Here is a 22856-nt window from a genome sequence, read left to right on the forward strand (position 1 = left end):
CTGTGGGGCTGACCCTCTTTTTCGGTCAGCCCGTTATTGTGAATCACCGCCATGGGTCGACCGAAAAAAAGGGTCGACCCCTACCTGCCTGTTACTCTGCCGTCTGTATTATCCAATCCGGGCGCCCAGCCATGCGTTGTATCGGCAGGGGCAACCTCGTATTTGTAGGGGCTGACCCTCTTTTTCGGTCAGCCCGTTATTGCGAATCACCGCCACGGGTCGACCCGCACCTGTTGCTCTGCCGTTTGTATCACCAGATACGGGCGCGCAGCCATTCGTTGACCAGCATGGGCCAGCTGGCGAGCGGCAGGTCGGCGACGTTGCGGATGCCGAAGCCGTGGCCGCCTTTCTCATAGAAATGCAGCTCGCACGGCACCTTGTGCTCGCGCAGCGCGCTGAACATCACCATGCTGTTATTCACCGGCACCGACTCATCATCCACTGCGTGGATCAGCAGCGTTTGCGGCGTCCTGTCGCTGACCCGCGTCTCCATCGAGTATGCATCAATCTCCTGCTGCCCCGGATTTTCCCCCAGCAGCTGCTGGCGTGAGCCGCGGTGCGCCAGGCCATCGCGCATGCTGATCACCGGATAGATCAGTACCAGCGCATCCGGGCGCGGCGAGCGCGCATCGGCGGCATCCTGCACCGGGTAGAGCTTCTCGTTAAAGCGCGTCCCCGCGCTGGCGGCAACGTGGCCCCCGGCGGAGAAGCCCATCATCACGATCCGCTCGCCGTTGCGCCCGCGCAGCGCGCGCTCACGCAGCACGCGCACGGCGCGCTGGGCATCGGCCAGCGGCGCATCGGCACCTTCATGGTGGCCGTCCGCGGGCAGGCGATAGGTCATCACTGCCAGCGTGTAGCCCATCGCATTAAAGAACATCGCCAGCGCGCTGCCCTCTTTGTCGATCATAATGCGCTCATAGCCACCGCCGGGCGCCACCAGCAGGGTTACACCGTTCGACTGTTCGGGATACCAGATTGCCAGCTCCGGGCAGCGCACGCCGCTGGCGGCGCGATCAAATGGTTCATACTGTGTGGCCAGATCGATAATTTTTGGCTCCGCCCGTGAGTCGCTGGCCCCCGGCGCATCGCCGTTGGGCCAGAGATTAAATATTTCAGCTTTCATGGGCGCTCCTGATTATTGTTATCATTTAAATAAGAGTGTAGATGCCGTAATAGAAATAAACGGGATATCCGTCACGGCCTAATTAGCAGAAGCATTGCCGATTGCAGTCGCTTTCGTCCACTATTTCGCGCACGTTTCAGGCAGTTTCAGAATATGCTCAATTTTCAGGGCTACAGGCGCTCAGGCAGCAGCGCGCCTGGGTTCAGCGCGCGCTTACATTAGTTTTTTTGCAAGATTTCTCTAAACTCAAACTGTTTATTTAGCCATAAATAAATGTTGTAAATAATAGGCGTTGAAGAGGAGTTTGTAAGGAGTATTAATTTGAGTTAATCAGCGTAAATAAGTCAGGCGGCAGAGTGTGCCGCCTGACAATATTATTCCGGCATCGCCGCGCGCGGAATGATGGCGCCGCGATGCTGGATCACGGTGCTGGCGGTCAGGTGACCGCGTTTGGCCGCATCGGCAGCGCTGCCGCCGGTCAGGCGCAGCGCCAGATAGCCGGCGCTGAAGGAGTCACCGGCGGCCGTGGTATCCACCACCGCCTGCGGCGGCAGGCGCACCGCCGGCACCTCCAGCAGCGGCTCATCATCCACGGCCACCAGGCAGGCATCGGCTCCACGTTTGATCACCACTTCGCTCACGCCGGCCTGCTGCGTGCGTGCAATCACGGCGGATGCTGGCGCATCGCCCCACAGCAGGGTTTCATCATCCAGCGTCAGGAAGGCAATATCGGTAACGGTCAGCATCGCCCGGTAGGCGGCCTGCGCCTCTTCCCGGCTCGGCCACAGGCGCGGACGATAGTTATTGTCGAAGATGATTTTCCCGCCGTTGGCGCGGCAATCGGCGAGCAGCACGAACAGTTTTTCGCGCGCTGACGGGCTGAGGATAGCCAGGCTAATGCCGCTGAGGTAGAGGTAGTCGTAATGCGCCAGCTGCTGGCAGATGGCGTCTGCCCGTTCGCCGTCCAGCCAGTAGCGGGCGGCGGCGTCATTGCGCCAGTAGTAAAAGGTGCGCTCGCCGCGGGCATCGGTTTCAATCACGTACAGGCCCGGTAGCTTGTTGTCCATCTGCTGGATAAGCCCGGTGTGCAGCGCTTCCGCCTGCCAGGCGGCGATCATCTCGCGGCTGAAGCTGTCGGTGCCGAGTGCGGTGACGTAATCCACCCGCAGCGCCTGCCGGGCCACCTGGCGGGCAACATACACCGCCGTATTAAGCGTATCCCCGCCAAAACCCCGGCTCATCTCGCGGCCCTGCTGGGAGAGTTCAATCATACATTCGCCGATCACGGCCAGTTTCTGCTGCGTCATAGTCTTCGCCCGATAAAAAATCTGCTCACAGTCTCGCCGGGCGCGGGGCAACAGTCAATGATTTAAAACGTCGTTTTATTTTTATTGTGATGGCGGTTTAGCCGTGACCAACTGCTGATAAAACGCCCCAAAAGGTACCTGTTTTGGCGATTGAAGCGGCAGAATATCGGTGACACTTAACGCTGAGGCGTGACCGTAATGCCGATAAAGTTCTCAGGGCCGTGGCCGATACTTGCAACACGGGATGCCATATGAAGGCGGTCTCACAGATAAAGGGTCACAATAATGGTGCTGAATAGCCTCAGTCACCGGCTACCAAACGCAATTGTTGTTCAAGAGCAGCTTAAAGAACCGGGGTACTGGCAGCAGTGTCAGCGTTCCTATAACTTCCAACCGATTTACCGGGTTGACGGCAGCCTGATGGCAATTGAGTTGCTCACTGCGGTGTTTCACCCCACCGCGCCGAGCCAGAGAGTGTCGCCGGAGCTTTATTTTGCCACGCTGGAAATCAGCCAGCGCCTGCAAATCGTCGCCGAGCAGCTCGACCTGCTGGCGCAATGGGAAGATAAGTTTGTCAGCGCCAGGATTGTGGCCTCGGTCAATATCGACGGCCCGACGCTGCTGGAGATCCAGCACAACCGCACGATTCGCCAGCTGATTGCGCGCTGTCCGTGGGTGCGCTTTGAGCTGGTCGAGCACCACGTGCTGCCGCAGGATGCGATCTTCGCGCAGATGCCGGAGCTTGGCCCGCTGTGGCTGGACGATTTCGGCTGCGGCATGGCGAACTTCTCGGCGCTGACCGAGCTGAAGTACGACTACATTAAGCTGGCTCGCGAGCTGTTTATCCTGCTGCGCGCGAGCGAAGAGGGGCGCAACCTGTTCGGCATGCTGCTGGCGCTGATCAATCGCTACTGCAAAGGGGTGATTGTTGAAGGGGTGGAGACCGAAGAGGAGTGGGAGCAGGTGCGTAACTCCCCGGCCAGCGCCGCACAAGGCTATTTCTTCGCCCGCCCGCTGCCGTTTGACCAGCTGGAGAGCCTGCCGCTAAACCTTGTCTGATGCCTTCTGCCGTCGTCTGGACTATCTTTACAGGAGACGGAAGCCGACAAGGAGACGACGAATGTCGCGTACGGGGAAAATAATTAGCTGGATAGCCGGAATTTTGTTGTTGCTGGTGGTGGTGATTGTGGTGGTGATAGCCACCTTTGACTGGAATCGCCTGAAGCCGACCATCAACCAGAAAGTGTCGGCGGAGATCAACCGCCCATTCGCCATTCGCGGCGACCTTGGCGTGGCGTGGGAGCGTAACCGCAGCGAGCCGGGCTGGCGCTCCTGGGTGCCGTGGCCGCACATTCATGCTCAGGATATTATGCTGGGCAACCCGCCGGAAATCCCCGATGTGACGATGGTGCATCTGCAGCGCGTGGATGCCACTATCTCCCCGCTGGCCCTGCTCGGCAAGCAGGTTTACCTGCCGTGGATCAAGCTGCAGCAGCCGGTAGCGAAGCTGGTGCAGACCGCCGATAAGAAAAACAACTGGACCTTTAACCTCGCTGGCAGTGACCAGAAGCAGGATGATGCCGCGCCGTCAGCGTGGTCCTTCCGCCTCGATAATATCGCGTTTGACCAGGGGCAGATTGGCTATCGCGATGCGATCAACAAAGCTGATGTGCAGGTGACGTTGGACCCACTGGGCAAACCGGTGCCGTATGCGCAGCTGGCAGGCGGCGATGATAAGCAGCAGGGCGCCGCCGATTTCGTCTTTGGCTGGCACGCCAGCGGCACCTATAACAACGAGAAGCTGAATGGAGACGGCAAGATTGGCGGCATGCTGTCGCTGCGCAGCCAGACCACGCCGTTCCCGATCCAGGCCGACCTGCGTAACGGCACTACCCGCGTGCGCGTCGCGGGCACCATTCAGGATCCGATGAATCTCGGCGGCGTGGATATCCGCCTGCGCTTCTCCGGCGATACGCTGGCCAACCTGTATGGGCTGACCGGCATTCTGCTGCCCGATACGCCACCGTATGAGACCGACGGCCATCTGACGGCGCGCTTCCAGCAGAAGGGCGGCCCGGTGTTCCGCTATCAGAACTTTAACGGTCATATCGGCGACAGCGATATTCACGGCTCGCTCACTTACACCCAGGGCAAACCGCGCCCGAAACTGGCAGGGGCGCTGGAATCCCGCCAGCTGCGCATGGCTGACCTTGGTCCGCTGATTGGCGTCAAATCAGGCAAGGGCAGCGAGAAAACCGAACAGGCCAAGGCGAAGCGCGGCGAGGCTACCAGCCAGCCTGCCGACCGCGTACTGCCGCACGACAAGTTTGATACCAAAAGCTGGGACGTGATGGATGCCGACGTGAAGTTCAGCGGCAAGCGCATAGAACACAGCAGTTCGCTGCCGATCAGCGATCTTTCCACTCATCTCACTCTGAAAAACGGTGACCTGCTGCTCGACCCGCTGCGCTTCGGCATGGCGGGTGGTAATCTCAATGCCACGCTGCATCTGGAAGGGGATAAATCGCCGATGCGCGGGCGCATCGATCTGCACGCGCGCAATCTGAAGCTGCGCCAGCTGTTCCCGGACGTCGAGGCGATGCAGAGCGCCCTCGGCCAGATGAACGGTGACGCTACGCTGAGCGGGCGGGGTAACTCGGTGGCCGACCTGCTGGCAACCAGCAACGGCGAGCTCAAGCTGCTGATGAACGATGGCCTGATCAGCCGCAGCCTGATGGAGATTGTCGGCCTGAACGTCGGGAACTACGTGGTCGGCAAGCTATTTGGCGACGATGAGGTGAAAATCAACTGCGCCGCCGCTAACCTGCAGGTGAATAACGGCCTGGCGTCCTCACGGCTGTTTATCTTTGATACCGAAAACGCGATTATCAATATTACCGGTACCACTAACTTCGCCAACGAGCGGCTGGATCTGTCGATCAACCCGGACAGCAAGGGCATCAGGATTATTACCCTGCGCTCGCCGCTGTACGTGCGCGGCACCTTTAAAAACCCGGATGCCGGGGTAAAAGCTGGCCCGCTGATCGCCCGTGGTGCCGCCGCCGTGGCGCTGGGTGCCGTGGTGGCGCCGGCCGCCGCGCTGCTGGCGCTGATCTCACCGAGCGATAACGATGATAATCAGTGCACGCGCGTGTTGCAGCAGATGAAAGGGAAATAACCCGGGAAGCGGGCTGACCGCAAAAGAGGGTCAGCCCCGACAGCAGTCTGATGATTTTGTACGGGTCGACCATTTTTCCGGTCGACCCGTATTTACAGTTTTGTAGGGGTCGACCATTTTTTCCGGTCGACCCGTGCGTGGGGCAGGATCAATCAAACAGCGATTCGTGGCGCGTCTCTTTGCACAGGATCAGCGCAATCAGCGTCAGGCAGGCCATGGCGGCCAGGTAAATGCCGACGTAAAACAGGCCGTAAGTGTGCGCCAGCCAGGTGGCAATATAAGGCGCGACTGACGCCCCGAGAATCGACGACAGATTGTAAGAGAACGACGCCCCGGTATATCGCACTTCGGTCGGGAACAGCTCCGGCAGCAGCGCGCCCATCGGGCCGAAGGTCAGCCCCATAATGCTCAGCCCGCACAGCAGGAAGGCCATAATCAGCGCCTGGTTACCAGAACCCAGCATCGACGGGAAGATCAGCGAGAAGGCGATAATCAGCAGCGTAATCACGATCATGGTTTTGCGACGGCCAAAGCGGTCCGCCAGCATCCCGGCAATCGGCACCATCACGCCAAAGCCAATCACCGCCACCATCAGCATCCACAGGAAGGAATTCCGTGGGATCCCCAGCCCGTTCGGCGCTGGCGTGGTGCCGTAGGTCATTGAGTATACTGTCATAATGTAGAACAGCGTATAGGTTGCCAGCATGATAAACGTGCCGATCACCGTGGTGCCCAGATGTTTGGTCAGCAGGGTGCCGATCGGGACTTTTACCTGCTTCTTCTCTTTTTGCGCTTTGGCAAATACCGGCGACTCATGCAGCGAGACGCGCACATACAGGCCAATCAGCACCAGCACCGCAGAAAGGATAAACGGCACGCGCCAGCCCCAGGTCATAAACTGCTCGTCGGTCAGCAGCCAGGAGAGCAGCAGGAAAGTACCGTTGGCGAAGAAGAAGCCAATCGGTGCACCGAGCTGGGGGAACGAGCCATACAGCGCACGCTTTTTCGCCGGGGCATTTTCCGTCGCCAGCAGCGCCGCGCCGCCCCATTCACCACCAAGTCCGAGACCCTGACCAAAGCGCGCCAGCGCCAGCAGCAGCGGGGCAAAGACGCCAATCGTCTCGTAGCCCGGCAGCAGGCCGATCACCACGGTGGAGATACCCATGGTCAGCAGGGATGCGACCAGCGTCACTTTGCGCCCGACGCGGTCACCAAAGTGGCCAAACAGCGCCGAGCCAATCGGGCGGGCAACAAAGGCAATAGCAAAGGTGGCCAGCGACTGTAGCGTCGCCACGGTGGCATCGCCCTGTGGGAAGAAGATATGCGGGAAGACGATCACTGCCGCAGTGGCATAAATATAGAAATCGAAGAATTCGATAGCCGTACCGACCAGCGACGCAATCACTACTTTTCCGCGTGAGTTTACGGGCGTGGTGTCGGGATCGGTGGCGATAGCGGGTGCGATTGAGGCTGGCATAATTGTTTCTTATAAGTAGAAGTGAACACAGAATCTTACGCACAGCATAAGGTGCATTCAATGGTGAAAAAACCCCGCCGCGCCGGGCCTGGCGGGCAAAAAGTGGATAATTTTCAATACGCGATAATTGCACGTAGATGGCAGGGTGAAATCGACTATTTCTGGCGGGAATCACTGCAAAAAGGCTAAATAAAAGTTAGCCCCCAGCGATAAATGCTGTCTTTTGCGCGAATTATCGCCAGAGGTCGCGATTTTCAACTGGTTTTCAGGCTGAGTTTTCCCATATTCCGCTATTTCGCCATTTTATTATCAGGATGTAGCCTGATATGACGGGATATTTCGCCAGGCCGCCCGGGAAGATTCATCGCTTGTTGATAAAAGGTTTAGACAGGAAACAGTTATCAAGGTTTACAACTTTGCTTGTGCGGTTTAGAATTCGCCCACTTTCTTCTCAGGAGCACACAATTGGACAGTCACCCTGTAACTGACACGTTATAAAGGCAGGCCCACTCCTATTGTGCGCCTGCCGTTTACCGGCGGGCCATGTTCCACCTCTCCCCAGAGCTGTTGCATCCCGTAATCTGATACTGAACATCGTCCAGGCTTACTGCCGGACAGGGATTGCTTATGCGCCGTTTACTGATTACGCCACAACGTCATCATCTGTTTCCTCCCGGTTTCACGCGCTGATTAGCCCGTAACCGGTGCGCCTGCGCGCACCTCAACTCCCGTCGTGAGACGATAATGAGGACGAGAAAATGACATGGACCCCTTTTATCCTGCATCTGGCCCTGGCGGTAACGCTGGGCGCGATTATCGGTGCTGAACGCCAGTGGCGTCAGCGCATGGCCGGCCTGCGCACCAATGCGCTGGTGGCGACCGGTGCAGCAATTTTTATTCTGAGTTCAATCAGCACTTCCCCGGACAGCCCGGGGCGTATTGCCGCACAGATTGTCTCCGGCATCGGCTTTCTCGGTGCCGGGGTGATTATGCGCCAGGGCGTGAATATCTCCGGCCTTAATACCGCCGCCACGCTGTGGTGCTCCGCTGCGGTCGGCGTACTGTGCGGGCTCGGTCAGTTCACCAACGCGGTGGCCGCCACGCTGGTGCTGCTGTGCGCCAATATCCTGCTGCGCGAGGCGGCCCAGCGCATCAATAAGCAGCCGCGCGCGGTGGATAACGAAACCGAACAGCGCTACCGCATTCAGATTGTCTGCGGCAGCGAAGATGAAATTATGGTGCGCACGCTGATCCTCCAGGCACTGAACGGCATGGCGCTGCGCCTGCAGTCGCTGTACAGCGCAGATATTGCCCGGCCCGGGCACCTGGAAGTGAGCGCCGAAGTGATGGCATTCCCCGCCGCACAGCGGGAAATCGAAAATATCGTCTGCCGCATCAGCCTGGAAAAGAGCGTCAGTGCGGTGCACTGGCAAATCGCCCCGGCCATCACGGCTTAACTAAAGGAGCATCACGATGAAAGAACCTCCATCCCGAGAAAGGCGGCGGTGGCAACTGAGGAGGCATAACGGCAACTAAGGCTCGTTCCCTCCCACCTGTCAGCTCCGCCCCCTCTGAATAATGAAAAAAATCCTCGTTCGCAGGAGCGGTTTCCTGCGCGTAAAAAACACCTCATTCAAGGGAGCTGGCCTATGAAAATGCATAAAGCCAACCTGAAAATGGCGCGTGACCTGGCTATTGCCAGCGCGGCCACCCAGAGCCTGGATAACACCCTGGCTCGTCTTAATACCCAGCGTCAGGGACTGACCCAGGAAGATGCAGAAGCCCGTCTGCAACATTATGGCCCGAACCAGGTTGCCAGCGATAAGGCTCCGGCGGCGCTGGTGCAGCTGCTGCAGGCGTTTAACAACCCATTTATCTGGGTTCTGATGGTGCTGGCTGCCATCAGCTTCTTTACCGACTACCTGCTACCCGCGCGTAAAGGGGAAGAGACTGACCTGACCGGCGTGATCATCATGCTGATCATGGTCAGCCTGAGCGGGCTGCTGCGTTTCTGGCAGGAGTACCGCACCAACAAAGCGGCGGAAGCGCTGAAATCGCTGGTCAGCACCACCGCCACGGTGCTGCGCCGCAGCCACGCCGACAGCGAAGCGGTCAGCATGGAAGTGCCGCTACAGCAGGTAGTACCGGGCGATATCGTGATGCTCTCCGCCGGGGATATGATCCCCGCTGATGTGCGGCTGCTGGCCTCCCGCGATCTGTTCGTCAGCCAGGCGGCGCTGAGCGGCGAAGCCCTCCCGATTGAAAAGTACGACACCCACAGCCAGTCGCTGGCGGCCAATCAGGCGGCAGAGATTGACGAGCAGGAGCTGCTGAGCCAGCCGGGGATCTGCCTGATGGGCACCAACGTCGCCAGCGGCAGCGCCACGGCGGTGGTGGTTGCGACCGGCAGCCAGACCTGGTTTGGTTCGCTGGCGAAGTCATTAGTAGGTGAGCGCCCACAAACCTCCTTCGACAGAGGCGTCAACAGTGTCAGCTGGCTGCTGATCCGCTTTATGCTGGTAATGGTGCCAATTGTTCTGCTGATTAACGGCTACACCAAAGGCGACTGGAGCGATGCGCTGCTGTTTGCACTGGCGGTGGCGGTCGGCCTGACGCCGGAAATGCTGCCGATGATCGTCAGTTCAAACCTGGCGAAGGGGGCGATTGCGCTGTCAAAACGTAAAGTGGTGGTTAAGCGACTGAATGCTATCCAGAACTTTGGGGCGATGGACGTGCTATGCAGCGATAAAACCGGCACCCTGACTCAGGACCGGATTATTCTGGCTCAGCACCTTAACCTGCAGGGGCAGCGCGATGAGCGCGTGCTGCAACAGGCGTGGCTTAACAGCCGCCATCAGACCGGTGTTAAAAATCTGATGGATAAGGCGATTCTCGGCTTCAGTCAGGGAAATCAGTCGGTTAGCGGGCTGTGGCGCTATCGCAAAATCGACGAGCTGCCGTTTGATTTCGAACGCCGCCGCCTGTCGGTGCTGGTGGCCGACGAGCAAAAGCAGCTGCTGATCTGCAAAGGTGCAGTGGATGAGATGCTGGCAGTCTCCTCTTTCTGGCTGGATGCGGGGGAAGTGCGTCCGCTGGATGATGCCGCGCGTCTTAAGGTGCAGCTGCTGGCGGAAGAGTATAACCAGCAGGGCTTCCGCGTGCTGCTGGTCGCGTCGCGCAATGTAAGTGAGCATGCACTAACTCAGCCGCTGTGCGCGGCCGATGAACGTGATCTGGTCATCACTGGCCTGCTGACGTTCCTCGACCCGCCGAAAGAGAGTGCGGCCGCGGCGATTGCTGCGCTGCATGAAAATGGCGTCACGGTGAAGATTCTGACCGGAGATAACGCGATTATCACCAGTAAGATCTGCCGGGAAGTCGGGCTGGAGCCGGGCGACCCGCTGTGCGGCAGTGAAATCTCACGCATCAGCGATGCCGAGCTGGCGCGGCTGGTGGAGCAGAGAACGCTGTTCTGCCGCCTCAGCCCGCAGCAGAAAACCCGCGTTCTGCAGGCTTTGCAGAGCAATGGCCACACCGTCGGCTTCCTCGGTGACGGCATCAACGATGCGCCCGCGCTGCGTGCGGCGGACATCGGGATCTCCGTTGACAGCGCCACCGATATCGCCAAAGAGTCAGCGGATATCATCCTGCTGGAAAAAAGCCTGATGGTGCTGGAACAGGGGGTGATTAAGGGGCGCGAGACCTTCGGTAATATCATCAAGTATCTGAACATGACCGCCAGCTCTAACTTCGGCAACGTGTTCTCGGTGCTGGTTGCCAGCGCGTTTATTCCGTTCCTGCCGATGCTGGCAATCCATCTGCTGCTGCAGAACCTGATGTACGACCTGTCACAGCTGGCGCTGCCGTGGGACAAAATGGACAAAGAGTTCCTGCGCAAGCCGCGTAAGTGGGATGCGAAGAACATCGGGCGCTTTATGCTGTGGATGGGACCGACGTCGTCGATCTTCGATATCTCGACTTTCTGCCTGATGTGGTATGTGTTTGCGGCAAACAGCGTTGAAATGCAGGCGCTGTTCCAGTCCGGCTGGTTTGTTGAAGGGCTGCTGTCGCAGACGCTGGTGGTGCATATGTTGCGCACCCAGAAGATCCCGTTTATCCAGAGCCGCGCTGCGCTGCCGGTGATGCTGGCCACCGGGCTGGTGATGATTCTCGGCATCATGATCCCGTTCTCACCGCTGGGTCACGCCGTTGGGCTGGTGCCATTACCGTGGAACTACTTCCCATGGCTGCTGGCCACGCTGCTCGGCTACTGCCTGCTGACGCAGGGCATGAAGCGCCTGTATATCCGCCGTTTCGGCCAGTGGTTCTGAGGGGGAAATAATGGTGAAAAAAGACAATGCAGTCACCGCTATCGTGCTGTTTTTTGTCGGCCTGCTGATTTTTTCCAGCGGGTTGGCGATGATTTTTAGCGGCTGAGTCGCCCGAGCGGGCGGACCGAAAATAAGGTCCGCCCCTACAGCAATCCAGTGAACCTAAGCGTCGGGGGCGGGCATGCCCGACCCTTGACGTTAAGGGCGGATAAACCGCAGATAAATAAAACGAATCACATAATACTCCAGCGCGCCCAGCAGTAAAAACCACAGGCAGTACACCAGCGTATACAGCTGGCTGATATCCGCCAGATGGAACATCTCCACCAGTTTACGCGTCAGCGTCAGGCCAAATGCCGGTGCAGGCAGCAGCAGCGCCGAAAGAAAGCCGAGCATCAGCGTACTCATCGGCATCAAAAAGGTTAAAAATGGATTTTTCATCACGGTTCCGTGTCAGCGAGTTGCGGCTATTTTCAGCCATCGATGCCCGCGGTTCAACCTTTAAACGGCCAGCGCCAGCGGCAGCTGTTCGCGCATCCAGCTGACAAAGCTGCTGCGCTTCTCTGACGGGCTGAGATCCTGGCGCCACAGCAGATGGATTGGGCGGCTGCTCTGCTGCCACTCGCGCAGCAGCGGCACCAGCCGGCCCGCTGCAATATCTTCCGCCAGCAGAATATGCGGCTGCAGAATCAATCCGGCCCCGGCCAGCGCTGCCTGGCGCAGCGCCTGGCCATCGTTACAGATAAAGCTGCCGTCGGTCGGCCACTGCACCTCACCCAGCCGCCAGGCATTGCCCTTATTCCACGCCATATTGCACAGGCAGCGGTGCTGATAAAGCGCCTCTGGCGTTTGCGGCGTACCGTGCTGCGCCAGATATTCCGGCGCGGCGCACACCACCATCTGATAATCCCCGAGCTTCTGGGCAACCAGCGGTTCGGCATTTTTCAGGCTGCCCACGCGCAGGGCGAAATCAAACCCTTCGGCGATCAGATCGACGAAGTTGTCGTTGAGATCCAGCTCGATCTTCACCTGCGGGTAACGCGCCTGGTAGCGGGCGACCACTGCAGCCACCGCACTGGCCCCAAGGTTGAGCGGCGCGCTGATGCGCAGCAGCCCGGACGGCGTGCGCTTCATATTCTCCACGCTCTCTTCCGCCACTCGCAGCTGCAGCAGCGCCTGTTTGCACTGCCGGTAGTAGCTCTCGCCCGCTTCCGTCAGGTTCTGGCGCCGGGTATTGCGCTGCAGCAGGCGGGTATCGAGCGCGCTCTCCAGCTGGCGCACATGCTTGCCGACCATCACGGCGGTGATATCCAGCCGCCGCGCTGCCTCGCTGAAGTTGCCGCTGTCGACCGCGCAGATAAAGGCTTCAATACTGCGTAATTTATCCATGATTACAAACCCTGGGTTAGGAGTTCCCGAAAGTATCGCGCATTTATCCCGGCTCTGCACTGCGCGACAATCCCTCAACCGCACCTATGAGGAGAGAACAGATGAAAATTTTAGTGATTGGCGCATCCGGTACCGTCGGCCAGAGCATCGTGAACGAACTGAGCCGTGACCATCAGGTGATCCGCGTGGGAAAAACCCAGGGCGATTTCCAGGTCGACCTGACCCGTGAAGAGAGTGTGAAAGCGCTGTTTGCCAGGACGGGGAAGGTCGATGCGGTGATTTCCGCCACCGGCGGCGTGCACTTCGGTCCGCTGGGCGAAATGACCAGCGCGCAGTTCGACAGCGGGCTGCAGGATAAGCTGATGGGCCAGGTGCGCCTGGTGCTGATCGGCAAAGCGTTCGTTAACCCGGGCGGCTCCTTTACCCTGACCAGCGGCATCCTGGCGCAGCAGCCGATCCGTACCGGCGTCAATGCCACCGCGGTCAATGCGGCGCTGGAAGGCTTCGTGCTGGCAGCGGCCAATGAGCTAAACGGCCTGCGCATCAACGCCGTCAGCCCGACGGTATTAACCGAATCGCTGGAGAGCTACGGTCCGTTCTTCCCCGGATTTGAAAGTGCCCCGGCCAGCCGCGTGGCGTTAGCCTATCGCCGCAGCGTCGATGGCAATGAGACGGGGCGCGTTTACCGCGTCTGGTAATGCCCGTCAACCTTGACGCTGTCTCTGCGTTGGCTGCATGCACTTACCCGAATCACTTACTTAGGTAAGCTCATCGGGATGGGCTTATTTGCCGCCTTGATTCAGCGCCAACTCTTTAGGCCATATATTTGAGGGGATACTGGCGTCTTAAACGGGCGAAATATCCCCCAACGCCTTCAGGGGTGTATATCCCTACTCTTTTTGTAAGACGGTAATTCTTTTACAGTTTCCGCTTTAAAATTCCTGTCTAAAATAGCCGCTGTTAAAAAGTATAGCCGAGGCTATACTCAAATCCCTGATTTTACTGTCTTTTTTTCTGACCATTTGCGTGCTAGGATGCGTTTCACTTGAGCTGGCTTGTGGTTATTTTTCCGACATAAGCTGATGTTTTAACGATTTGGAACGCACCCGTCGCTTCAGACCGGGATAAATACAATGAACCTATACGCCACCCTGATTCTCGCTTTCGGCATGTCGATGGACGCTTTCGCAGCGGCAATTGGCAAAGGTGCCAGCCTGCATCGTCCGACCCTGAAAGAAGCACTGCGCACCGGTCTGATTTTCGGCGTGATTGAAGCGCTGACGCCGCTGATTGGCTGGGCTATTGGCCTTGCCGCCAGTCAATACGTGATGGCGTGGGATCACTGGGTCGCATTCGGCCTGCTGTTTATTTTAGGCAGCCGTATGATCGTTGAAGGCTTGCGTAAAAAAGAACAGGAGCCGGAAGAAGCGCCAACCCGTCACGGTTTCTGGCTGCTGGTCTGTACCGCAGTCGCCACCAGTCTTGATGCGATGGCGGTGGGGGTTGGCCTGGCGTTCCTGCAGGTCAATATCGTCACTACCGCGCTGGCGATTGGCGCCTCGACCATGATTATGGCGACCGCGGGTATCCTTCTCGGCCGCTTCCTTGGCCCGGTGATGGGCAAATGGGCAGAAATTTTCGGCGGCGTGGTGCTGATTGGTATCGGTTCGAGTATTCTGGTTGAACACCTTGGGCTGATGAGTTAATCCTCCGCCCTTTCAGCGCGCAGCGGAGCGGATATGGCGTTATCGGTCGTTAACTGGAACAGCCACAATCAGATTGAGTGCGCGCACCTCACCGCCCGCAATGCGGCTTTCCCGCTGCACACGCACGAAGAGTATGTAATCAGTGCCAATCTCAGCGGCGTTGAACAGCTCAGCCTGCATCAGCAAACCCTGTCGGTCCACGCCGGGGAAATCACCCTCTATAACCCCGAAACTTTACAGGCCTCGCAGTTTGGCGATCGTCCGGTCGAGTTTTTCAGCGTGCACCTGCCGCAGCAGGTGTTTGCCGATCTCGCCGATCGTGCGCCGCCGATCCTGCGGGAAGGGGTGCTGCGCGATCCCCAGCTGTTTGCCGCAATCTGTGGCTTTGCGCAGTCGCCGCAGGAGCAGGAGGTGCAGCAGCAAAACCTGCTGTGGCTGACCAGCCAGCTGCTGAAATATAGCCGGGATGAAGCACTGTCATCGGCCCCGGAGTCGCTGGGCCAGGCGCTGGAGTGTATGCGCGATAACCTGACCAGCAAACTGACGCTGGACCAGCTGGCCGCCGCTGCCGGGCTGAGCAAATTCCACTTCGTGCGTCAGTTTCGTCAGCAGATGGGCATTGCGCCGCTGCAGTACCATATGCAGCTGCGCTTGCTGGCGGCGCGCAATCTGCTGCGCCATCAGCACGGCACGCTGGAGGTGGCGCACCGGCTGGGCTTCTACGATCAGAGCCACTTTATTAACAGCTTCCGTAAAATGATGGGCATCACGCCGCATCAATACCTGCGCCTTATCCGCCGATAAACTCGTGATAGCCGGAAACAATCACATATCCCGCGAAGTAGCAGAAGATCGCTGCCGAAGCGATATACGACCAGCGCAGCATTTTCGCCCCGAGCATGCGCCCGCCAATGCTGCCGACCGCGCACAGCATCACTGACCAGCTGACGCCCGCCAGAAAGAAGCCGCCTAAAAACCAGCCGGAATCCGCCGTGCTGCCGCTGCCCATGCGCGAAATCAGCGCGCCGCCCACGGCGGCAAACCACAGGATCGCCGTTGGTGATGACATCGCCAGGAAGATGCCGCGAAAAAAGTTCTGGCGGATGCTCAGCGCTTCGCCAATATCACCGACGCTAAGTGAGGTAGCAGGCTTGAGCGCGCTCTGCACCATCTTCCAGGCAAACCACAGCAGGATCAGCGAACCGCCAATCCACAGCACCCAGCGCACCGGGGTGAACTGCAACAGCACCGCCATTCCGGCCATTGCGAGGATCGCGTAGATCAGATCGCCAATGCAGGTGCCGATCCCCAGCCACAGGCCGTGAAAAAAACCGCGCTGCATCGCCAGTGTGATCATCGCGATATTGGCGATGCCAATGTCGAGGCAGAGAGAAAGACTGAGTAAAAAACCGTTAGAGAAGGGCATTGGCGTCCGATCCAGCATGAAAAAGAAGCAGATTATCACCCGCGCTGAGAGGTAAATATTGGAAAATATTGCGCAGGCGGGCAGTAAACTGCTCCGCTAATCAGCGGAGAAATCGCTAAGCGCAGCGGCTCGTTTAGGGAAGGTTTAACTTTTTCCTGACATACTAAAAGTCGAAAGTGTGATCTGCTTCAAAATTCATTGCCTGAAAAACGCGCTGGTTGTATAATTTTTTTGCGTAATTCAACAAAAGTTACAAGCGGACCCCATGAAAAAATTCTTTAAATACGTGTTTCGCATCTATGTCGATACCTTCAAACACGTACCGCCAGGCGCAGTACTCTGAGCCCGGCAGCAATCGAAAACCCTCGATAACTTCGGTCACGGATTGACCGGGGCTTATCACCTCCACTGCTGCCTCCGCGCACCACAAAAAATTCATCACGACTTCATGCTGAGAAAAGGTGACGTTCTGTCAGAGCGCGATCACCGGATCTTCTGCCCGTGCATCGATCCACCGTTCAGCGCCGAGCACCACAGCGATCCCACCGCGCCGTTATCGTACTCAATCAGCACAAAGGTCTGAACGTTTCATTTTGCCGTGAGGGCAGGGTGCGTAAAGCACAAATTTTATGCTATCTTGTGCAAACATACCGCCCGGTATCTTTTGTAAAGAGAATGTTGATGAAATCACACCAACCCGGCAGCTCAGCTGGCGAAACGCCCACCTGTCAGCGCGGCTGGCATCGTAAAAAGCAGCCAGAGCAGGTGCGTGCCGCGCTTATTCAGTGTGCGGCCGAGCTGGCCGCCCGCCAGGGTCTGACCGGCGTGACCGTTCAGGCCGTCTCTGACGCCGCTGGCGTGACAAAAGGCGGATTTTTTCACCATTTTCCCCACAAGCAGGCGCTGCTGGATGCGGTGTTTGATGCCTTTATGGCCGAGCGCGAGCAGGAGATAGACGCGCTGATAGCTGCCGACCCCCATCCTGGCGGCCGCTTTACGCGGGCGTATATCACCACGGCGTTTGAGGAGATGTCCCAGCGCGGAGAGAATATTCACATTCCCCTCTCACTGTCGATGATGGCATCCCCCGCCCTGTGCCAGCGCTGGAATGAGTGGCTGGCGGGGCGTCTGCAGCAGCACCAGCTGACCGACAGTCATCCGCTGCATGAGGTGGCGCGGCTGGCGACGGACGGCGCCTGGCTGTCCGGCTCGCTGGAAGTGCACAGCGCCGTGCGCGATGCGCAGATCCTGAAAAACCATTTACTGGCCCTGACCCGAGAGAGTGAACCATCGTGAAATCGACCTTCAAACAGGAAGTTGTTCATCAACTGCTGCACTGGCTGGAAGGGAATATCCATACGCCGCTGACGATAAATGATTTTGTGGAAAAGTCGGGCTACTCGAAATGGCATTTGCAGCGCATTTTTAAAGAAGTGACCGGGCAGAAGCTGGCGTCCTACTGTCGTCAGCGGCGGCTGACCTCCAGCGCCTTTATGCTGCGGCTGTTTGACCGGCAGATCGATTCAGTGGGCAGCGAACACGGCTTCTCCAGCCACAATGTCTATCACAAAACCTTTAAGCGCCACTTCAACGTCACGCCCGCGCAGTATCGCGATGCGCTGCACTGGTCGTGCAAGGGGCTGTGCCCGCCAATCAACCTTAGCGCGCAATCCATACCGCAGGGAGAGCAGGTGGAGCTGTATGGGTTGCAGCTGACGGGCGCGCTAAACGAGTATGCCTTTACGCTGGCGACCATCGGTGACTTTGGCTGGTCAGCGCGTGAGCGGTTCTGGCAGGCGCGGCTGGCGGGCAGGGCCGCAAACTCCGGCACGCTGTACGGCATGATTAACGTGGTTAAGGGCGGCCCGCGCGAAGAGGATTGTGGCACCTTGCAGTATCTGACCTGCCTGGAGGATGACGCGCCCTCAGCGGCCGCTCCGCTTATGCTTGAGATCGTCAGGCAGCCTTACCTGCACTTCACCTTTCGTGGCGATGTGCGTCACTACGCGGATTTTATTAAGCTGATTTATGAACATGCCCTGCCGACCGCCGGTGCGGTGCGCCGTGACGGCTACGACATTGAACGCATTGATGCGCAAAGTTTTGCCGCTGCGGCGGGCAAGCAGGCCCACATTGATTATTTTGTGCCGGTGATGGTGTGAGGTGAAGTGGGGAAGCAGGGGGAAAACGGGCATGCCCGCCCCCTGGGAGCCAGAGTTCGGGCATTGCCGGTGGTGCAGAATTACTTAATCAGTTCAGCGGTCATGTAAACACCGTTGTTAGAGTTAGCACCGGTGATTTTGTATGAAGAAGCACCAGCCTGCTCTGCCTGTGCGGCAATTTTTGCTTCAGCGCTGTCCAGCGTTGAACCGGTAGCGCTCACGCTCTGCGCGAAGCTGGCGAAAGAGACGGTAGAGAGTACGATAACAGCAGCAAAAGTTTTGATAGATTTCATCGGATAATTCCTTCATTAAGTTTGATTGGCTGGGGCAGTGTGCCCCGTTGAAAACAATGTTACGCCTGCTGAAGGAAATCTGATAGCGGAGGGTTTTGCAGAAGTTGTTCAAAATTATTGTTCAACAATTGACGCTGTTTTACGCTTAAAAAGCTGGCCTGACACACTAGACAGTTTGTGACATTTGGCCAGCCCAATCGGAACCTGAATTAACGCCGCAGCGTAGTGAGGAAATGTGCTTTCACTTTCTCTGCTGCTACCGTCAGGCACAGCTTCTGGCGCGGGCAGCCAGCAAAGGGATCGTCCATGGACGCCGGGCTTTGCAGCTGGCGCAGCGTCTGGCCCCGGGAAACGCGGTCGGTGACCACGCGCACCGGGGATTCGGTCACGCCAAACCACTCCGGGTGATTAAGGTAAGCGATGGTCAGGGTATCGTGCAGCGCCATGCCCGCGATGCCCTCTTTTTGCAGGGCGTACTCCATATAGCCCTGCGAGATTGCGCTGAGTACCGGATGGTTGAGGGAGCGGATCTCATCGCTGCTGAGCTGCACCTCCAGCGTCACATCCAGCGGCAGCATCACTACCGGAATACCGCTGCACAGCACCTGATCGGCGGCGTGCGGGTCCTTCCAGATATTAAATTCCGCAAACGGCGTGACGTTGCCGGCGTGGCCGTGGCTGCCAAACGCGCCGCCCATCATCACCAGCTGTTTAATCTGCGGGATAATATCCGGTGCCTGGTTAATCGCCGTGGCGATATTGGTCAGCGGACCGATGGCGACAATCGTCAGCGCGTCAGGATGCGCGCGCACGCTGCGGATAATAAATTCAATGGCATTTTCCGCCGCTCCGCTCCACGGGTTATCAAACACCCCGCCGAGGCCGTCGTTACCGTGTACGGCCCAGGCTGGCTCGGTGGGTTGATGCGCCAGCGGGCGCGAGCAGCCGCGATAGATTGGCACGTCGAGGTTGATTTTCTGGCTGAACAGCCGGGCATTGCTGACCGCCTGCGCGACGGGAACATTGCCAAAAACGGTGGTAATGCCGAGGATATCTACGCTTTGCGCCGCATACGCCAGCGCAAAGGCGTCATCGACGCCAATATCGGTATCAAAGATCACTTTTTCCATCAGAAGCTCCTTATCCGTTGAGCGCGCATCCCTGCCTGAACATCAGCGGGTCAGCAGATTATGCAGCGCCTGGAGATCGTTTTTCACCCATTCCAGTTCCTGGGCAAACTTTTCGTCCGACAGCAGCGGCTGGCGGAACAGGGTAATCAGTACCTGCGCCCCTTCTTCATTGGCGACGATACGCATCGGCACAAAAATTTCCTTGCTGTAACCGCTGTCGATGTAGTGGTCCATGATGCAAAACGGGTTGTGATCGGTGAAGCGCACCTTGACCGGGCCCTGTGGTCCACGGCCTTTCCAGACGCTGCCTTCCTGCTCCAGCGGACCCTGGCTAAGGCCGGATGCCCACTTCGGGAAGAATTCGGGTTTCCAGATCGTTTCATAGAGATCGACCCAGTTACGATGAATGGCAAGGCTAAGGGTGTGTGAGGACAGCATTAAAAACCTCCGGTCGATGATGATTAGCGGATTTAAACACCGGGGGCGGCGGATGAGAACCCCTGCAGCGCCTGTTATCTTGATACCACGACGCAGCTCGCAAATAAATGTCTACCCGTCATTCTTCCTGCACCTCGAATTATTTAGGGTATAAGCGATTTCAATGACCGATAACGGCTTGTTTCGACCGGCGGGTCCGCCTATAAATGATGCTTAACTATACGGGCAGGAGAGCAGGGTGAAGCAACAGGATATTGGGCGACTCTTACTGCTGGCGGCCATTTGGGGCGCCAGCTTTTTATTTATGCGTGTGGCCACGCCGGTTTTCGGCTCGCTGAATACCGCATTTCTGCGCGTGCTGTTCGGCTGCCTTGGCCTGCTGGCCCTGCTGCTGGTACTGCGCGTCAGGATAAATTTTAGCGGTAAAGCGCTGCCGGCGATGCTGCTGGGAGTGATCAATTCAGCGGTGCCCTTTGTCATGTACTGCCTGGCGGCCAAGTGGCTGCCGGCGGGTTACTCGGCGATCCTGAATGCCACCACGCCACTGATGGGCGTGCTGATTGGTGGGCTGCTGTTCTCTGAAACTTTTACCGTGCGCAAAGTGCTGGGCGTGTTAATCGGGCTGGTGGGGATTGTGCTGCTGACGACCACCGGCAGCCTGGCGCTGTCGCATCTGGTGCTCATGGGCATTGCCGCCTGCCTGGTGGCTACCGCCTGCTATGCGATGGCCGGGTTCCTGACGAAAAAGTGGATTGGCGACCGCGGCGGAATGGATGCCAAACTGGTGGCGCTCGGCAGCCAGATCGGTGCAACGCTGTTTATGCTGCCGGTGTTTATCGGCTCGGTGGCGACCCAGCCGCCAGTGCAGTGGAACCACCCTGGCGTCTGGCTGTGCGTGCTGGCGCTCGGGCTGGTGTGTACCGCCTGGGCTTATATTCTGTTCTTCCGCCTGATTGCCGATATTGGCCCGCTGCGCACCCTGACGGTCACCTTCCTGATCCCGCCGTTTGGCGTACTGTGGGGCTATCTTTTCCTCGGTGAAACCCTCTCGGAAGGCTTTATCGCCGGGGCGCTGGTGATTATCGTCGCGGTGTGGCTGGTGACCGGTGGTGCAAAACCCAAGGCGCAGGTCACCGCATTTACTGAAGGGCTAAAGCGGGAGTGAAAGGGTATGTTGACTGAGTTTCTCAGTCACAGGGGAGTAAAAGCTGGTCTCTCGGCAGCGACTCCCGGCCTGCCCAGGAGGGGAAAATGGCAAATAGCGTTAATGACCTGCGATCCGCGCTGGCGCTGCTGGCGCAGACGCCGGGTGAGCTGGTCAGCACCGATACTGAAGTGAACCCGCACGCCGAGCTTTCCGGCGTCTATCGCTATGTCGGGGCAGGCGGCACCACGCGGCGCCCGACGCGCGCGGGGCCGGCAATGTTATTTAACAAAGTCAGAGGTTTTGACGATTTTCGCGTCGTCACCGGAGTGCTGGCATCACGCCGCCGCGTCGGGCAACTGCTCGGCTGCGAGCCTGCGCGGCTCGGGCATTTATTGATTAATTCGGTGAACAACCCGATCCCGCCAGTGCTGACCAAAGCCACCGACATCCCCTGCCAGCAGGTGATACATCTCGCCAGCGATAAAGGTTTTGACATCCGCACGCTGCTGCCTGCGCCCACTAATACTGAAGAGGACGCCGGCCCCTACTTTACCATGGGGTTGTGCTACGCCAGCGACCCGCAAACCGGCGAATCGGACATCACCATTCACCGCCTGTGTATACAGGGGCGCGATGAACTGTCGATCTATTTTGTTCCCGGCCGTCATATTGATGCGTTTCGCCAGAAGGCCGAAGCCGCCGGGAAAGCCCTGCCAATCACCATCAGCATCGGCGTCGATCCGGCGATTTATATCGGTGCCTGTTTCGAACCGCCAACCACACCGCTCGGCTTCGACGAGTTGTGCGTGGCCGGCGCGCTGCGCGGGCAAGCGGTAGAGCTGGCGCAGGCGGTGTCGGTGGATGCGCGGGCGATTGCCCATGCCGAGGTGGTGATTGAGGGCGAGCTGCTCCCCACTGTGCGCGTGCGCGAGGACCAGAACACGAATACGGGTAAGGCGATGCCGGAGTTCCCGGGCTATACCGGCGCGGCAAACGCCTCCCTGCCGCTGATCAAGGTGAAAGCGGTCACCCATCGCCGCCACCCCATCCTGCAGCACACCCTCGGTTGCAGCGAAGAGCATGTCAATATGGCGGGTATCCCAACCGAGGCGAGCATACTCGGCATGGTGGAGCGGGCGATGCCGGGGCGTTTGCTGAACGTGTTTGCCCACTCATCCGGCGGCGGGAAATTCCTCGCGGTGATGCAGTTTAAAAAAGCCGGACCGATGGATGAGGGGCGACAGCGGCAGGCGGCGCTGCTGGCATTCTCCGCCTTCCCCGAGCTGAAGCACGTGATGCTGGTGGACGAGGACGTGGATATTTTCGACAGCAATGACGTGCTGTGGGCGATGCAGACCCGCTATCAGGGCGATGTCGATACCCTGTTTATCCCCGGCGTGCGCTGCCACCCGCTGGACCCGTCGCAGGTGCCGGAATTCAGCCCGTCGATCGGCGCGAAGGGGATCTCCTGCAAAACCATTTTCGACTGTACCGTGCCCTATGCGCTGAAAGATCGCTTCCAGCGCTGCCAGTTTCAGGAAGTCGACGTTAAGCGGTTTCTGCCAGATTTTGAATAAGCCGCAGGTCGGGCATGCCCGCCCCCCTGGCTGGCTTGTCCAGCGGCCTGCATCGCCAGCCGTTTCGTCTCATCATCAATGCGGAAAGGAATGGTGGGCATGTGTCAAATCCTGGTGGTGTCGTTGGTGTTGTCATTGCGCCTGAACTCCCTGTTGCAGTCAGATTAAA

General features: G+C 58.4%; 20 protein-coding genes. 11 read left to right on the forward strand and 9 right to left on the reverse strand.

From position 1 onward, the window contains the following. Window positions 1–250: 250 nt before the first annotated feature. Window positions 251–1126, reverse strand: coding sequence for an alpha/beta hydrolase (locus tag ID864_RS18905; RefSeq protein ID WP_048917829.1), 876 nt, complete (start codon window positions 1124–1126; stop codon window positions 251–253). 374 nt (window positions 1127–1500) lie between these two features. Beyond that, complete coding sequence (kdgK, locus tag ID864_RS18910) at window positions 1501–2433, reverse strand: 2-dehydro-3-deoxygluconokinase (protein ID WP_048917828.1); 933 nt, start codon at window positions 2431–2433, stop codon at window positions 1501–1503. Window positions 2434–2718: 285 nt separating this feature from the next. Between kdgK and pdeH the strand changes: the two genes are divergently transcribed. Further along, on the forward strand, window positions 2719–3492 hold the full coding sequence (gene pdeH / locus ID864_RS18915) for a cyclic-guanylate-specific phosphodiesterase (protein WP_133622433.1): 774 nt from the start codon (window positions 2719–2721) through the stop codon (window positions 3490–3492). 61 nt (window positions 3493–3553) lie between these two features. Next, entirely contained in the window at window positions 3554–5611 is a 2058-nt protein-coding gene (locus tag ID864_RS18920) for an AsmA family protein (protein ID WP_191150217.1), read from the forward strand. 148 nt (window positions 5612–5759) lie between these two features. Here ID864_RS18920 and ID864_RS18925 read toward each other — a convergent pair whose 3' ends face one another. Then, the gene (locus ID864_RS18925; protein ID WP_048917825.1) at window positions 5760–7088 is read right to left on the reverse strand and encodes an MFS transporter; all 1329 of its coding nucleotides are present in this window, start codon (window positions 7086–7088) and stop codon (window positions 5760–5762) included. Window positions 7089–7846: 758 nt separating this feature from the next. On the opposite strand from ID864_RS18925, the gene ID864_RS18930 reads away from it, so the two are divergent. Then, on the forward strand, window positions 7847–8545 hold the full coding sequence (locus tag ID864_RS18930) for an MgtC family protein (protein ID WP_048917824.1): 699 nt from the start codon (window positions 7847–7849) through the stop codon (window positions 8543–8545). A gap of 192 nt (window positions 8546–8737) precedes the next feature. Continuing rightward, window positions 8738–11419, forward strand: coding sequence for a magnesium-translocating P-type ATPase (gene mgtA / locus ID864_RS18935; RefSeq protein WP_048917823.1), 2682 nt, complete (start codon window positions 8738–8740; stop codon window positions 11417–11419). Window positions 11420–11617: 198 nt separating this feature from the next. Here mgtA and ID864_RS18940 read toward each other — a convergent pair whose 3' ends face one another. Next, window positions 11618–11860: a DUF1158 family protein gene (locus ID864_RS18940; RefSeq protein WP_048917822.1), complete on the reverse strand. Its 243-nt coding sequence runs from the start codon at window positions 11858–11860 to the stop codon at window positions 11618–11620. Between the two features lie 60 nt (window positions 11861–11920). After that, window positions 11921–12808, reverse strand: coding sequence for a LysR family transcriptional regulator (locus tag ID864_RS18945; RefSeq protein ID WP_048917821.1), 888 nt, complete (start codon window positions 12806–12808; stop codon window positions 11921–11923). A gap of 101 nt (window positions 12809–12909) precedes the next feature. Between ID864_RS18945 and ID864_RS18950 the strand changes: the two genes are divergently transcribed. The 3 genes from ID864_RS18950 to ID864_RS18960 all read left to right on the forward strand — a co-directional run bounded on the left by ID864_RS18950 (window position 12910) and on the right by ID864_RS18960 (window position 15318). Next, window positions 12910–13506, forward strand: coding sequence for a short chain dehydrogenase (locus tag ID864_RS18950; protein WP_187497581.1), 597 nt, complete (start codon window positions 12910–12912; stop codon window positions 13504–13506). A 435-nt stretch (window positions 13507–13941) separates the two neighbouring features. Beyond that, window positions 13942–14514: a manganese efflux pump MntP gene (mntP, locus tag ID864_RS18955; RefSeq protein ID WP_048917819.1), complete on the forward strand. Its 573-nt coding sequence runs from the start codon at window positions 13942–13944 to the stop codon at window positions 14512–14514. A 33-nt stretch (window positions 14515–14547) separates the two neighbouring features. Then, on the forward strand, window positions 14548–15318 hold the full coding sequence (locus ID864_RS18960; RefSeq protein WP_048917818.1) for a helix-turn-helix transcriptional regulator: 771 nt from the start codon (window positions 14548–14550) through the stop codon (window positions 15316–15318). On the opposite strand, the gene ID864_RS18965 is transcribed toward ID864_RS18960, so the two are convergent. Next, on the reverse strand, window positions 15305–15940 hold the full coding sequence (locus ID864_RS18965; RefSeq protein ID WP_191150218.1) for a LysE family translocator: 636 nt from the start codon (window positions 15938–15940) through the stop codon (window positions 15305–15307). The two genes, ID864_RS18960 and ID864_RS18965, sit on opposite strands and share 14 nt — an antisense overlap. Window positions 15941–16621: 681 nt before the next feature. Between ID864_RS18965 and ID864_RS18970 the strand changes: the two genes are divergently transcribed. Both ID864_RS18970 and ID864_RS18975 read left to right on the forward strand, forming a co-directional pair. Beyond that, window positions 16622–17236 (forward strand): TetR/AcrR family transcriptional regulator, encoded by a 615-nt coding sequence (locus ID864_RS18970; RefSeq protein WP_053110453.1) that lies wholly within the window; start codon window positions 16622–16624, stop codon window positions 17234–17236. Beyond that, window positions 17233–18102, forward strand: coding sequence for a helix-turn-helix domain-containing protein (locus ID864_RS18975; RefSeq protein ID WP_191150219.1), 870 nt, complete (start codon window positions 17233–17235; stop codon window positions 18100–18102). The genes ID864_RS18970 and ID864_RS18975 overlap by 4 nt, the downstream gene beginning before the upstream one ends. An 80-nt stretch (window positions 18103–18182) precedes the next feature. Here the strand turns inward: ID864_RS18975 and ID864_RS18980 are convergent, their stop codons facing one another. From ID864_RS18980 to ID864_RS18990, 3 genes are all read right to left on the reverse strand, one after another. Continuing rightward, the gene (locus ID864_RS18980; protein ID WP_048917809.1) at window positions 18183–18395 is read right to left on the reverse strand and encodes a YdgH/BhsA/McbA family protein; all 213 of its coding nucleotides are present in this window, start codon (window positions 18393–18395) and stop codon (window positions 18183–18185) included. A 209-nt stretch (window positions 18396–18604) separates the two neighbouring features. Further along, on the reverse strand, window positions 18605–19525 hold the full coding sequence (locus ID864_RS18985) for a nucleoside hydrolase (RefSeq protein ID WP_048917808.1): 921 nt from the start codon (window positions 19523–19525) through the stop codon (window positions 18605–18607). Between the two features lie 42 nt (window positions 19526–19567). Further along, window positions 19568–19963, reverse strand: a complete 396-nt coding sequence (locus tag ID864_RS18990; RefSeq protein ID WP_048917807.1) for a hypothetical protein — start codon at window positions 19961–19963, stop codon at window positions 19568–19570. A 238-nt stretch (window positions 19964–20201) separates the two neighbouring features. On the opposite strand from ID864_RS18990, the gene ID864_RS18995 reads away from it, so the two are divergent. Further along, on the forward strand, window positions 20202–21128 hold the full coding sequence (locus tag ID864_RS18995; protein ID WP_099754021.1) for a DMT family transporter: 927 nt from the start codon (window positions 20202–20204) through the stop codon (window positions 21126–21128). An 86-nt stretch (window positions 21129–21214) separates the two neighbouring features. Further along, complete coding sequence (locus ID864_RS19000; RefSeq protein WP_191150220.1) at window positions 21215–22687, forward strand: UbiD family decarboxylase; 1473 nt, start codon at window positions 21215–21217, stop codon at window positions 22685–22687. Window positions 22688–22856 lie beyond the last annotated feature (169 nt).

The organism is Erwinia aphidicola, assembly GCF_014773485.1.
Taxonomy (GTDB): Bacteria; Pseudomonadota; Gammaproteobacteria; order Enterobacterales; family Enterobacteriaceae; genus Erwinia; species Erwinia aphidicola.